At 73.0% G+C, this 13,369-nt stretch carries 10 protein-coding genes; 3 read left to right on the forward strand and 7 right to left on the reverse strand.

The features are described 5' to 3' along the window. Nucleotides 1-93: 93 nt before the first annotated feature. From ACLQ2V_RS16700 to ACLQ2V_RS16730, 7 genes are all read right to left on the reverse strand, one after another. Complete coding sequence (locus ACLQ2V_RS16700; RefSeq protein ID WP_425719394.1) at nt 94-753, reverse strand: Crp/Fnr family transcriptional regulator; 660 nt, start codon at nt 751-753, stop codon at nt 94-96. A 337-nt stretch (nt 754-1,090) separates the two neighbouring features. Further along, entirely contained in the window at nt 1,091-2,305 is a 1,215-nt protein-coding gene (locus ACLQ2V_RS16705) for an alpha/beta fold hydrolase (RefSeq protein WP_425719395.1), read from the reverse strand. Between the two features lie 110 nt (nt 2,306-2,415). Next, entirely contained in the window at nt 2,416-3,366 is a 951-nt protein-coding gene (locus ACLQ2V_RS16710) for a chlorinating enzyme (RefSeq protein WP_425719396.1), read from the reverse strand. Then, complete coding sequence (locus ACLQ2V_RS16715; RefSeq protein WP_425719397.1) at nt 3,363-5,162, reverse strand: amino acid adenylation domain-containing protein; 1,800 nt, start codon at nt 5,160-5,162, stop codon at nt 3,363-3,365. The genes ACLQ2V_RS16710 and ACLQ2V_RS16715 overlap by 4 nt, the downstream gene beginning before the upstream one ends. A gap of 134 nt (nt 5,163-5,296) precedes the next feature. Beyond that, a complete protein-coding gene (fabD, locus tag ACLQ2V_RS16720) occupies nt 5,297-7,582 on the reverse strand; it encodes an ACP S-malonyltransferase (protein WP_425719398.1) in 2,286 nt (761 codons plus the stop codon). Nucleotides 7,583-7,619: 37 nt separating this feature from the next. Further along, nucleotides 7,620-8,396 (reverse strand): enoyl-CoA hydratase-related protein, encoded by a 777-nt coding sequence (locus ACLQ2V_RS16725; RefSeq protein ID WP_425719399.1) that lies wholly within the window; start codon nt 8,394-8,396, stop codon nt 7,620-7,622. Continuing rightward, on the reverse strand, nt 8,387-9,622 hold the full coding sequence (locus ACLQ2V_RS16730; protein WP_425719400.1) for a hydroxymethylglutaryl-CoA synthase family protein: 1,236 nt from the start codon (nt 9,620-9,622) through the stop codon (nt 8,387-8,389). The genes ACLQ2V_RS16725 and ACLQ2V_RS16730 overlap by 10 nt, the downstream gene beginning before the upstream one ends. Before the next feature lie 206 nt (nt 9,623-9,828). Here ACLQ2V_RS16730 and ACLQ2V_RS16735 point away from each other — a divergent pair, with 206 nt between their 5' ends. The 3 genes from ACLQ2V_RS16735 (at nt 9,829) to ACLQ2V_RS16745 (ending at nt 13,337) form a co-directional block, all read left to right on the forward strand. After that, a complete protein-coding gene (locus ACLQ2V_RS16735; RefSeq protein ID WP_425719401.1) occupies nt 9,829-10,197 on the forward strand; it encodes a nuclear transport factor 2 family protein in 369 nt (122 codons plus the stop codon). A gap of 173 nt (nt 10,198-10,370) precedes the next feature. Continuing rightward, nucleotides 10,371-12,068: an MFS transporter gene (locus ACLQ2V_RS16740; RefSeq protein WP_425719402.1), complete on the forward strand. Its 1,698-nt coding sequence runs from the start codon at nt 10,371-10,373 to the stop codon at nt 12,066-12,068. A gap of 66 nt (nt 12,069-12,134) precedes the next feature. Further along, nucleotides 12,135-13,337 (forward strand): cytochrome P450, encoded by a 1,203-nt coding sequence (locus ACLQ2V_RS16745; RefSeq protein ID WP_425719403.1) that lies wholly within the window; start codon nt 12,135-12,137, stop codon nt 13,335-13,337. The last annotated feature ends 32 nt before the right edge of the window (nt 13,338-13,369 follow it).

Genomic DNA, 13,369 nt, shown 5'->3' on the forward strand with positions numbered 1-13,369 from the left:
GAAATGAAAAACTGTCTTTACCTATTTACCGTTCTCGATACTAGTCAGCACTACGGCATATTCCTGCTCATAACTGAGCATGCCGGGGCATCCTCAGGCGCTGGCCTCCACGAAGGCCGCCAGCGACGGCTCGTGCACGACGAGAAACGCCTGCGGGGCGCACTCCACCAGCCCGGCGGCCCGGAACCGCTTGAGGAAGAAGCCCACGCGCGAGCGCGTCGTGCCCACCATTCCGGACAGGTCGTCCTGGGTGATCCGGTCGTCGATGAGCAGTTTGTGGCCATTGGCCCGACCCAGCTTCCGGGCCAGGTTCAGCAGGATGACCCCGAGCCGGCGCTCGGAGTCCATCGTGACCAGGTTCGCGATGATCTGCTGCTGCTCGGCGACGCGGCGGGCCAGGTGGAAGATCAGGCCCTCCACCAGGGTGTCGTCCGCCAGGGCGTCGAGGAAGCGGCAGGACGGGATCTGCCACACCACCGAGCGCTTCATCGCGGAGGCGGTCTCCGTGCAGAAGGGCAGGAACATCGACAGCTCGCCGAGGGAGTCGCCGGGGGTGAAGATGGACAGGAGGCACTTTTTGCCGTCTCTTGCGTATATGACCGTCTTCATCAGTCCTGATTCGAGCAAATAGATGTTGCCGGCCCTATTTCCGTAGTTGTAGAGGTTGTCGCCCTTCTCGACCGTCACCTTGCTGACGTTGGACGGGCGCCGCTCCACGAACTCCAGCAGTTTTTGGCCGAACAACTCCGACATGCCGTCACACGTGCCGTTTGACATGGAGCCCCCAAGCTCACTCGCCTCATCCTGGGCAGCGCTTCTCGACACCGGACCTGGACGAACCCAGGCTCAGGCGTGATTAGCAACACTATGACTGGCGTTTAGCAAATTTACATCTGGCAATGTCTAACGGCATTGGCGGCGGGCGGACCGCGCCGCAGTTCAGCAGCGCCGATCGCCATGCCACACAGAAAGAGCGGCCGGCGACGGACGGTCCCCGAGGACCCTCCGCGCCAGCCGCTGGTGGAGCCGAACCGGCGGGTGCCGCGACATCGCGGCAGCCGACAGCCGGCACCCGGCGCCGCGCGGCGGCTCACGAACGGCTCCCGGTCAGGAAGTCCAGGGCCAGGTCGATGAGCTCCGTCGGGCCCCGGAACAGGGAGATGTGATCGCCGTGCGGGGCGATGTGCAGGGTGGTGTCCGCCAGCCCCCGCGCCACCGCGATCGAGCCGTCGGGATGGGCGGTCGCGTCGTCGGCGCTGGTCACCACGAGCGTCGGCAGGGCGACACGCCGCAGCTGGGCCCGCACGTCGGTGGTCATGATGGCGCCGTTGAGCAGGCTGTAGCGGTACCACAGCTCACCCGTGGCGTACGGGTAGATGACCAGGTGGGCCAGGTCCTCGGGCAGCCGGTCGACGAGCGAGCCGTAGAGCACCCGGTGCACGGCGGCCGCCCCGTCGCGGCCCTGGCGGGCCATGTCGAGCAGGGCCTGGAGGTTGCGCTGGTGGTCGGTCTTGGGCGCCGCCGGGCCGAGCTCGAAGTCCCCGTGCCACAGGCTCATCGAGGTGAACCGCTCGGGCCACCGCACGGCGGCGTCCAGGGCGATCACCGCGCCGCCGCAGAGCCCCATCAGGTGCGCCCGCGCCACGCCGAAGTGGTCGAGCACCGCCAGCAGGTCACCGGCCTGGGCGGCGACGTCAACGGCGGGCGCGGGTACGGCCACCGGGTCACCGGCCGGTCCGCCCCCGCCACCGGCGACGTCCGGGCCGAAGAGCCAGCGGCTCTCCCAGGTGACGACGTGATGGGTCTGCGCCAGCCGGCGCACCCACCGCTCGCTCAGCTGCACCGGCATCCCGCAGGCGGAGGCGAGCACGACGGCCGGCGCGGCCGGGTCACCGAGGGCGTAGGCGGTCAGCCGCGCGCCGTCGGGACGTACCAACTCGGCCCGGCGGCAGGCGGCGGCGAGGCTCTGGGCCACGACGTCGTCGGCGGCGGCGGCGACCTCGCGCGGGTCGACGGCGGCCGGCGCGGCGGCGCGCAGCCAGGAGGCGGAGAGGTCCAACCGGCGGGCCACCACTGCGGCGAAGACGTCGGGGGCCGGCTCGCCGGCCGGCAGCAGCCGGAACGGACCCGCGCCCACCCGCTCGGCGACCCGCCCCAGCAGCCGGTCGGCGGCGTCGGCCTCGGCCGGGTCCGCGGCCGCGCTGGCGACGGCGACCGGTGGGGGCAGCACCCCCGCGAGCGGGCGCACGCTCAGCACGCGCTCCGCCAGCCGGGTCACCGCCTCGACGCCGTTCCGTTCCATCACGCCCGACCCTTCATCGGGCCGGCGGGCCGCACGGGCCCGCCGGCACGTCGCCGTCTGCACCTGCCGTGGTCACTGTCGATGTCGTGTTGCCGCCGGGGCCGGCGGCGGGCTCACCCGCGCTGGAAGCGGTGCCCGCGCGTGGTGCGGTCGGTGAGGCGGTTGTGCCCGAAGCGGTCCTCGCCGTGCACCAGCACCGCCCCGTACTGCTCCAGCGAGACCCGGCCGCCGTACTCCTCGATGGCTTCGGTGTCCGGGTAGACCCGCACCGACGTCGGGACGTACCGCGCGGCGAAGCCGAGCCGCATCTCGTCGGTGCGGCCGGCGTGCGGGTGCGAGGCGTGCATGAGGGTGGACCAGAACAGGATCGCCTCGCCCGGCCGCATCACCATCGACACGGCCTTCGACTCGTCGGGCTTCCAGTCCGGGTCGACCTGCAACTCCCGGTAGTCGTAGCCGAAGAAGCCGCGTCGCACGCCGTCCTTGTCCCGGCCGTTGATCGCCGTCGGGTCGTAGTGCATCCGCTTCGTCTCGTCGTAGTTCATCTGCTGGTGCGAGCCGGGGATGAACTGCAGGCAGCCGTTCTCCTCGTTCGCCTCGGTGAACGCCGTCCAGACGGTGATCGTGCCGCCGAAGTCCTTGACGTCGTCGGGCCAGAGGATCTGCGGGGTGCCGGAGGCGTTGGCGAAGGTGTCGGCCTGGTGCCAGTCGGTGCCCTCGTCACCCGGGTACTTCGGGAAGAACTCCGTACGCCAGCAGAGCAGGTCGGGTCCCAGCACGCTGGCGACCCGGTCGACGATCTGCGGGCGCATGACGTGGTCGGCGAGGAACGCCGAGTCCAGGTGCCGGTCGTAGTTGGCGATGTTGGTGTTGCCCGAGGTCGCCGCCTCGTCCTGGTAGACCGCGGCCGAGCGGTCCATCAGCGCGAGACGCTCCCGGCGCCAGGCCCCGATCATCTCGTCGATCTCGTACACCTTGAACGGGCCGAAGTAGCCGCGCTCGCGGAAGTCGGCCAGCTCCTGCGGGCTGAGCGCGAACCGGTGGGTCTCGTCGGTCGTGGTCATGACTGCTCCTCGATACAGGTGGCGAGCCGCCGCAGCGTGGCGACGCCGAGCTCACTGCCGTTGAGTCCGGTGCCGAAGCGGCGGTTCACCTCGGCGATGATGCGGATGAAGGCCAGGGAGGTCGCGCCCAGGTCGAACAGGTCGGTATCGGTGGCCACCGACGGCCGGCCGAGCACCTCGGCGGCGATCGCGCCGACGACGCCGAGGACCCCGTCGTCGGCCGCCTGGGCCGGGCCGGGCACGGGGACTGCGGAGCGGGGGTCGTATCCGGCGAGCGCGGCGCGGTCGGCCTTGCCCGAGGGGGTGAGCGGCATCCGCTCCAGCAGGTGGTAGGCGGCCGGGCGCAGGTGCCCGGGCAGCTCCAGGCGGGCCCGCTCGGCCAGGTCGTCCACGAGTCCGCCGGTCGGTGCGCCGGCCGCGTCGGCCGTCGCGGGCACCACGTGGGCCACCAGGCGCAGGTCGCCGTCGCCGAAGTCGTACGGCAGCACCGCGACGGCCCGGACCCGGGGGTCGGCGGCCAGGCACGCCTCGATCTCGCCCGGCTCGACGCGGTAGCCGCGCACCTTGAACTGCTCGTCGGCCCGGCCGACGTAGCGCAGCTCGCCGTCCTCGCGCACGGCGAGGTCGCCCGAGCGGTACAGCCGGTGCGGGGTGCCGTCGACGGGCAGCGTCACGAACCGCTCGGCGGTCAGCTCGGGCCGGTCCAGGTAACCCCGGGCCAGGCCGGGCCCGCCGACGTAGAGCTCGCCGGGCGTGCCGTCGTCGACCGGGTGCCCCTGGGCGTCCAGCAGGTGCACGCTCAGGTCCGGGATCGGCGTGCCGATCGGGCTCGCGCCGGGGCGGTGCAGGTCGGCGCGGCGGAGCCGCCGGTAGGTGACGTGCACGCACGTCTCGGTGATGCCGTACATGTTGACCAGCTCGGGGCGTTCGTCGCCGAAGCGGGCGACCCACGGCCGCAGCAGCGCGGGGTCGAGCCGTTCGCCGCCGAAGACGACGCAGCGCAGCGCCGGGGGCAGCTCGGTGGCGTCCGCCAGCAACTGGCGGAACATCGACGGCGTCAGGTTGAGCACCGAGACGCCCTCGCGGGCCAGCAGCTCGCGGAAGAGCTGGGGGCTGCGCGTGGCCTCCGTCGGCACCACCACCAGCGTCCCGCCGTGCAGGAGCGCCCCCCAGATCTCCCAGACCGAGAAGTCGAAGCTGGTCGAGTGGGACAGCGTCCACACGTCCTGCGGGCCGAACCCGAACCAGGGCCGGGTCTGTGCGAACAGCCGCAGCACGCTGTGGTGCTCGACCTGTACCCCCTTGGGCGTCCCGGTGGAGCCGGAGGTGTAGATCACGTACGCGAGCTGGTCGGCGGCTCCCTGCCCCGCCGTGGTCGCGCCGGTCGCGCCGCTCGTGGTGGCCGAGTCCAGCGGCAGCACCTCGACCGGGACCTCGGTGGGCAGCGCCCCGGCCGCGTCGGCGTCGGCGACCACGACGGCCACCTTGCTGTCCTCCAGCAGGAACCGCAGCCGCCGCCGGGGATAGTCCGGGTCGAGCGACAGGTACGCCGCGTCGGCCATCAGGATGCCCAGCAGCCCGACGACGAGGCCGGTGCCGCGACGGGCCGAGAGCCCGACGGTCATGTCCGGCCCGATGCCCGCCTCGCGCAGCCGCCTCGCGAGTCGCTCCGCGCGCTCGGCCAGCTCGCTGTAGGTGAGCCGGCCGTCCGGCGCGATCACCGCCGTCCGGGCCGGGTCCGCTTCGGCCTGCCGGCGGAACGCCTCGTGCAGGCAGGCCGCGCCAACGTCATCCATATTGCCCGCCTCCTCGTGTGACAAAAACTCTTCAGACATCCATATGCATTGATGTCTGTCACTGTTAATGTAGGCGTCCCTGACGCTTCTCGGCTGCTCACATTTGCGCAACCGCGCTGTTTTGTCAGGGGCGGTCATCGACGCGCGTACCGGGTCAGCCACCGCGCCGCGCCAGACATCAGCAGGTCAGCCACCACGTCGACGTGCCGACGCCGCCAGTCCGCCAGCTCGGTGCCGGCCACGCACCGGTTGAACGCACCCATCGCCGGCCCGCAGTGAATCTGATAATTCGCCCGCTGACCGTCGACGCCCGCGGCGGCCATTCGGGTGGAATGCACGAAATACCAGCGGAAGACCAGGGCCATGCGGTGCCGGGGGTTGCGATCCGCGCGAGCCAGCTCGCCCGGCCTGGTACGGGCCAGGTACTCCTCCGTCTCCTTCCACACCTCGTCGACCGACCGGCCGAAGTAGCGCTCGACGGTCGCCAACTCGTCGGCGCCGAGCGCGTCCAGCGACTCGTGCTGCCGGTAGAGCTGGTAGAGCTTGTTCGCCCGCGCCGCGAAGAGCGTGCCCCGGCGCACGACCTGCACCCGCGCGCCCAGCTCGAACATGTCCCCCGCCGGGGCGTACGTGGTGTCGGCCACGTCGAGCCCGGCCAGCAGGTCCTTCACCGCCGCCGACGCCCCCGACTCCGGCGTGCACTGGTTCACCGAGCCCGTCACGACGAAGTCCGCGCCGAGCACGAACGCCGCCGCCACCGCCTCCGGCGCGCCCAGGCCACCCGCCGCGCCGACGCGCACCCGCACCGGGTAGCCGTACCGGGCCGAGACCTCGTCGCGCAGCCGCGTCATGGCGGGCAGCAGCGTGAGCGCGACCCCGGCGTCGGTGTGGCCACCGGAGTCCGACTCCACGCAGAGGTCGCCGCTGACCGGCAGCTCCCGGGCGATGCGGGCCTCCTCCTCGGTGAGCTGCCCGGCCGCGACCAGCCCGCGCAGCAGCGGCTCGGCCGGTGGGCGCAGGAACGCCTCGGCGACCTCCGGGCGGGAGACCTTCGCCAGCACGTGCCGGCCGGCGACCGGGCGGCCGGCGGCGTCGCGGTGCGCCCCCGCGAAGCGCAGCCGCACCACCGGCGCGGTCACCTGCGGGTAACCGGCGGCCTCGACGTGGCGCACCCCGTAGCGCAGGTACAGCGAGACGGTCGCGTCCTCGCGGTCGCCGTCGTCCAGCCCGTACAGCAGGTTCATGCCGAACCGGCCGCCGGGGCCGAACTCGTCGGTCAGCTCGCGCAGCGCGGCCTCCACCTCGTCGAGGCGCAGGCCGCCCGCGCCGAAGAAGCCGATGAGCCCGGCCCGGCCCAGGCGCCGCACCAGGGCCGTCGAGGCGATGCCCTGGTACATCGACCCGGCCGCGTAGGCGTACCGCACGCCGTAGTCGGCGCGGAACTCGCGGCTGCCCAGCGACTCGGCCCCCACCTCACCGGCCCCCACGGTCGCGGGTGCGGGAGCGGGCGCGGCGGGTGCGAGAGCGGCGGCCGGTGTCGTGGGCGTGGTTGCGGGTGCGGCGGCCGGTGTGGCGGGCGTGGGAGCGGCCAGCGCCGCGCGCCAGAGCCCCGACAGCACCCGGCCCGGCCCGACCTCGACCGCCTCGTCGACGCCGCGCGAGCGCAGGTGGAGCAGCGAGTCCCACCACCGCACCGGGCTGCCCACCTGCCGGCGCAGCAGCGCGCCGACCTCGGCGGCGGCGTACGGCCGCGCGGTCACGTTCGCGATCACCGGCAGGCGCGGCGGGGCGAAGGCGACACCGTCGAGGAACGCGCCGAACTCGCGGGCGACGTCGGCCATGTAGCGGGAGTGGAACGCGGCGCTGACGTTGAGCGGCACGCCCCGGCCGCCAGCCGCGCGCAGCGGCGGCACGAGCGCCTCGAGGCGCTCGCGCGGCCCGGAGAGCACCACCTGGTCGGCGCTGTTGTGGTTGGCCAGGTCGACCGCGTCCTCACCCGCCTCGCGCAGCACCGCCGCGACCCGCTGCGCGTCGAGCCCGACGACGGCGAGCATGCCGCCGCCGGCGGCCCGGCCCATCAGCTCGCCGCGTCGGCGCACCAGCCGCACCCCGGTGGCGAAGTCGAAGCACCCGGCGGCGAAGAGCGCGTCGTACTCGCCCAGGCTGTGCCCGGCCAGGAAGTCCGGCTCGGGCTCCCGCTCGCGCCACCGCAGCCAACTCAGCGCGTTGACGACGAAGAGCGCCGGCTGGGCGTACCGGGTGTCGCGCAGCCGGCCCTGCGGGTCGGTCAGGCAGAGCTCGCGAAGGTCGTAGCCGAGGATCTCGTCGGCCTGGGCGACGAGGTCGGGCCGCTGGTCCAGCACGTCGACGCCCATGCCGCGTCGCTGCGACCCCTGGCCGGGGAACAGAACCGCCCGCATCGTGCCTCCCTGCTCGTCGCTGTCGCCTGGGGGTGTCCTAGCGCTCCCACGGCATCCGCTGGCCGGTGGCGAACGCGGTGATCCGCTCCCGGGCCACCGGCGAGGTCATCAGGCGGCCGAACTCGCGCAGCGCCTCGGCCTCCATCTCGTCGGAGACGATCCACATGCGGCGGAAGTACCGTTTGAGGTCGCCGATCGTGGTGGGGTCGAGCTTGGTGGCCCGCACCAGCAGCCGCCGCAGCGCCGGGCCCGGATCCTCGGCGACCTCGTCGACCAGGCCCCGGCGGGCCGCCTCGGCAGCGTCGATCGGCAGCGTCGACAGCGTCATCGTGTACGCCCGCTGGAAGCCGACCCGGCGGATGAGGAACGGCAGCACGCAGCAGGGCAGCAGCCCCCACAGCGCCTCGGGCAGGCCGAACTGGCTGGCCGGGGTGGCGTACGCGAAGTCGCTGGCGGCGACGACACCCACGCCGCCGCCGGAGGCCCGGCCGTCCACGCAGGAGACCACCACGCGCTCGACGGTGGTGAGCCGCTTGAGCAGGCCCAGGAACCGCTCGCCGCCGTGCGCGGCCAGGTCGTCGGTGCTGCCCGCGGCGGCGTGCAGGTCCATGCCGCTGCAGAAGGCGGGGCCCTGCGCGCGCAGGACGACCACCCGGCAGGCGGGGTCGGCCTCGGCCCGGTCCAGCGCGTCGTGCAGGTCGGCCATGAGCGCGGGGGTGATGCTGTTCTGCTCGCGGGGGCGGGCCAGCGTGACGGTCAGCACGGCCGCCTCGGAGCGCAGGAGCAGGGTGCCGTTCGGCGCGGTCAGCTCCACCGGTACCTCCGGTGGAAGTCGCGGATCTCGTCGAGCACCAGCAGCCCGCGCCCCCGCATCCGCGACTCGTAGACGGCCGCGTAGCCGTCGACGTCGAAGACGTGGTCGCGCACGCCGGACATCCGGTGCAGGCTGGCGTCGGAGACGGCCTCGTACTCGGGCATGCTCAGCGGGTACCGCGCGGCGATCGCGCCGGGCAGGTCCAGGGCGGCGAGCCGGCGGGCCGCGCCGTCGGCGACCACCCCGCTGTAGAACTCCGAGGCGCAGCCGGAGCCGTAGGAGTACAGCCCGATGCGGCGCGGGCGGTCGAAGTCGCCGGTGTCGATCAGCGCGCAGAGCGCGAGGTAGAGCGCGGCCGAGTAGACGTTGCCGACCTCGGCGCAGTAGCGCAGCGACGGCGCGACCCGGGCCTGGAAGTCCGCCTCGATCCCGGCCGGCGGCATCGCCTTGACCTTGCGCAGCAGCGTGCGGTGGGCGCTGCGGACCATCCCGGCGAACGGGGTGTGCAGCACCAGGTAGTCGAAGGTGTCGACGATGTCGGCGCCGGTGACCCGTTCCGCGTAGTGCTGGTAGGACTGCTCCAGGCAGTGCATGTACGACAGCAGCGACAGGTCCGAGTCGCCCGCCTCCAGGTCGGGGCGGGGGCGCAGGGTGTCCATCACCTCGTGGCTGTAGTAGCCGTTGGCGCCGGCGTCCAGCGCCAGGATGTCCGGGTGCCGGCTGACCACCATGGCGACCGCGCCGGCGCCCTGCGACGGCTCCCAGTACGTGGAGCGGGCCGCGACGCTGGCCGCGTCGGCGGCCACCACGAGGGCGCGTACGTCCGGGTCGGGGTGGCTGGCGACGAAGCCCGCGGCCATCTGCAGCGCCGCCGTGCCGCCGTAGCAGGCGTGCTTGGTCTCGAACGAGCGGCAGCGCCGGCCCAGCCCCAGTGCGGCGTGCACGTAGGTGCTGATCGGCTTGCCGAAGTCCAGGCCCGACTCGGTGCCGACGACGACCAGCTCCACCCGTTCGCGGGCGGCGGCGGGCAGCGCGTCGACGATGGGTTTGGCGGCGTTGACCGCGTTGGTGACGGCGTCCTCGCAGGGCAGGTTGACGGACTTGCGGGTCATCAGCAGGTTGCCGAAGCGGCGCAGGTCGAGCCCGCGCGCCTCGAAGAGCTGCCGGACGTCCAGGGACGCCGGTCCGACGTACGCGTTGATCGCCTCGATGCCGACGGATGTCATGGGCGGGGTCCTCCGAACGGGGTACGGCATTGCCGTCGGTCACCGTCAAGATACGAACCGTGCCCGCGCCCGTCTGCGCAAATCTGCGCAGAGCGGCGGGGAATGCCATCGAGGTTGGTGAGTGCGCAGAAGTGCGCAGACAGGATCCGGTCGCCCGGCGAGCATGGGTGGCAGTCGATGGACCACGACCGGACCGAGGAGGCCCGATGAGCGACCAGATGGCGCAGATGCACCCGATCTTCCTGAAGCAGGCGGAGCACCTGGCCAAGAACGACCTGGACGGGCTGATGCAGTGTTACCACCCGGAGGCCGAGGTGGTGCGCTTCCAGGGCATCCTGCATGGCCGCGACGAGATCCGGGGCATGCTCGAGGACTACATGAAGATGAACATGCAGTACCTGGAGATGCTCGAGTACATCCACACCGACGACACGATCCTGCTGCGCGGGGTGATGAGCGTGAAGGGCGTCGAGGAGATCGGCTTCGGCGCGTACGTCCTCAAGGACGGGCTGATCTGGCGGCAGGTCTCCGGCTCCGAGGGCGGAATGCGCAACTGGGACGAGGTCGAGGGCTGACCGGATCCCCGGCGGCTGTCGCATTGTGTGCGCGTCGGCACGGACGGTACTCTGTCGCGGTGCGGCCGAGATCGACACTCCGCCGTTCGTCGCCGCGTAACGAAGACGCACCGAAGTGGGCCGCGTAATCCCGCGCGGCCCGTTCTGCGCACACGCGAAGGACAGGACGACGGATGTCGACCGACACCATGCCGGCCGCCGCCGGGCTGCTGCCCACCCACCGGCGCATCCTGGGCACGGCGAGCGCACTGCTGGCCCTGGCCCTGGCCTCCCTCGACCAGGCCATCGGCGTGATCCTGCCCCGGGTCGCCGCCGAGCTGAACGGGCTGTCGCTGTACGCGTGGGTCGGCACCGCGTACCTGATGTCCTGCGCGATCGCCGTGCCCATCGCCGGCAAGCTCGGCGACCTGGTGGGGCGCAAGCCGTTCCTGATCGTCGGCATCGTCGGCTTCATGGGCTCGTCCGGGCTCTGCGGCGCGGCGCCCGGCATGGGCTGGCTGATCGCCGCGCGGGCACTGCAGGGCGTCTTCGCCGGCATGCTCATCGCGACGGTCTACACGGTGCTCGGCGACCTCTACCGCCCCTCGGAGCGGGCCCGCATCCAGGGCGTGGCCAGCAGCGTCTTCGGGGTCAGCTCGGTGCTCGGGCCGTTGGCCGGCGGGTTCGTCACCGACCAGTTCGGCTGGCGGTGGGTCTTCTACATCAACGTCCCGCTGGGCCTGGTGGCGCTCGCCTTCGCGCTCTCGTTGCCGCGCGTGCAGGGCCGCACCACCTGGCGGGACCTGGACCTGCTCGGCTCGGCGCTGCTGGCCGCCGGGCTGACCCCGCTGCTGATCGGCCTCTCGGCGGCGGGCACCGGGCAGGGCGGCCCGTCGCCGACGGCGTGGCTGCTGATGGGCGTCGGCGCGGCCGTGCTGGTCGGCTTCTACGTCGTGGAGACGCGCGTGGTGGCCCAGCCGCTGGTGCCGTTCGGGCTGTTCCGCAGCAATCCGTTCACCCTGGCGATCGTGGTGGCCTTCCTGGCCACGTTCGGCATGATGGCGGCGGTCTACTTCGCGCCGCTGCTCTTCCAGGGCGTGCTCGGGCAGAGCCTCACCCGCTCGGGCACGCTGCTCGCCCCGCTCATGCTCGGCCTGATCGTGACCAGCACGCTCACCGGCCGGCTGCTGTCGCGGGTGCCGCGCTACCGCTACCTGGCGACCGCCGCGCTGCTGGCGCTGGCGGTGGCGCTGACCATCCTGGCCTACACCCGGCCGGGCACCGCCGGTGGCTGGGCGACCCTGGCCATGGTCCTCGTCGGCCTCGGCATGGGCGTGCTGCTGCCCCTGACGACCTCGGTGGTGCAGAACGCGGTGAAGCGCAGCCACCTGGGCGTGGGCACCAGCCAGATCCAGTTCTGGCGGGTGATGTCCGGCCCCGTCTCGGTGGCCGTGCTCGGCGCGGTGCTCTCGGCGCGGCTGCCCGACGCCGTGGCCGCCCGGCTCTCCACCGTGGGCCTGCCGCCCGGGGTGGCGCTGCCGGGCGGGCTCGCCGAGGGTGACCCGCAGAGCGCGCTGGACCCGGCGGCCCTGGAGCGGATGCGCGCCTCGCTGCCCCCGGACCGCCCGGCGCTCTACGACCAGATCCTCGGCACGGTCCGCCTCGGCGTCGCCGACGCCCTGCACACCGTCTTCCTGACCGCCGCGGTCATCGCCCTCGTCGCCGCCGTGGCCAGCCTGTTCCTGCGCGAGGTCCCGCAGTCCGACCCCGCCCCCACCGACCCCGCCCGCACCGCTGCCACCCCCACCCCCACCCCCACCCCCACCGACCCCGCGCCCGCCACCGACACAGCAGCCGGCCCTCGGGAGGCCGCGGCCCACGAGGGCGCCTGAGCGCTCCGGCAGCCTCCGGGCGGGCCCGACGACCTCCTCGTGCGGCCCCGCCCAGGAAGGACCGCCATGTCCCAGCCACCCCCGCTCCCGGGGCGCCGCGAGTGCCCGCTCGACCCGCCGCACCAGCTCCGCGACCTGCGCCGCGAGCAGCCGATCGCCAGGATCCGGCTGTGGAACGACGACGAGGCCTGGCTGGTCACCCGGCACGAGTACGCCCGGCAGGTGTTGCAGGACCGCCGGTTCAGCGCCGACGCGACGAACCCGCGCTTCCCCCGGCTCAGTCCGGGCCTGCTGGTCGGGGCCGAACGCTCCGGGCGGCGCAGCTTCAGCCGGATGGACGAGCCGGAACACGGCGTGCTGCGCCGGATGGTGGCCCAGCCGTTCTCGACCCGCTCGGTGCAGCGGCGGCGGGCCGAGATCGAGGCCGTCGTCGCCGAGCTGCTCGACGAGATCGCGCACAAGGGCCCCCCGGCCGACCTGGTACGCGACTTCGCCCTGCCGGTGCCCACCCAGATGATCTGTCACCTGCTCGGGGTGCCCTACACCGACCACGCCTTCTTCCAGGAGCGCACCGCCACCGCGATCGTCTCCCGCGACGTGACGGCGGAGCAGTCCCGCACCGCGCGGGCGGAGGTGTACGCGTACCTCGACGAGCTGGTGGCCGCCAAGGAGCGGGCGCCCGGCGAGGACCTGCTCGGCGAGCTGGTCCGCGAGCACGGGCGCGCGGGTCGGCTCAGCCACGACGACATCGTCACGATGGCCTGGCTGCTCCTCGTCGCGGGCCACGAGACCACGGCCAACATGCTCGCGCTGAGCCTGCTGACCCTGCTCACCCACGACCACCTGCGCGCGGCGATGGGCGACCCGGCGGTGGTGCCACGGGCGGTGGAGGAGCTGCTGCGGTACCACTCGGTGCTCAAGGACGGCGTGCCGAGGGTGGCGACCGAGGACGTCCGGATCGGGGACGTGCTGATCTCCGCCGGCGACGGTGTGATCATCTCGTTGCCGTCGGCGAACCGCGACGAGACGGTCTTCCCCGCGCCCGACACCGTGGACTTCGACCGCCCCAACGCCCACCAGCACCTCGCGTTCGGGCACGGCCCGCACCAGTGCCTGGGCGGGACGCTGGCGAACCTGGAGTTGCAGATCGCCCTGCCGGCGGTGCTGCGGCGGCTGCCCGGGGTCCGCCTGGCGGTGCCGTTCGACGAGGTGCCGTTCCGGGAGGACATGAGCGTGCACGGCGTCCACGCGCTGCCGGTGACCTGGTGACCCGATCGGGCCGGTGACACGGCGGTGCCCCG

This window comes from Micromonospora sp. DT233 (assembly GCF_049841815.1).
GTDB lineage: Bacteria > Actinomycetota > Actinomycetes > Mycobacteriales > Micromonosporaceae > Micromonospora.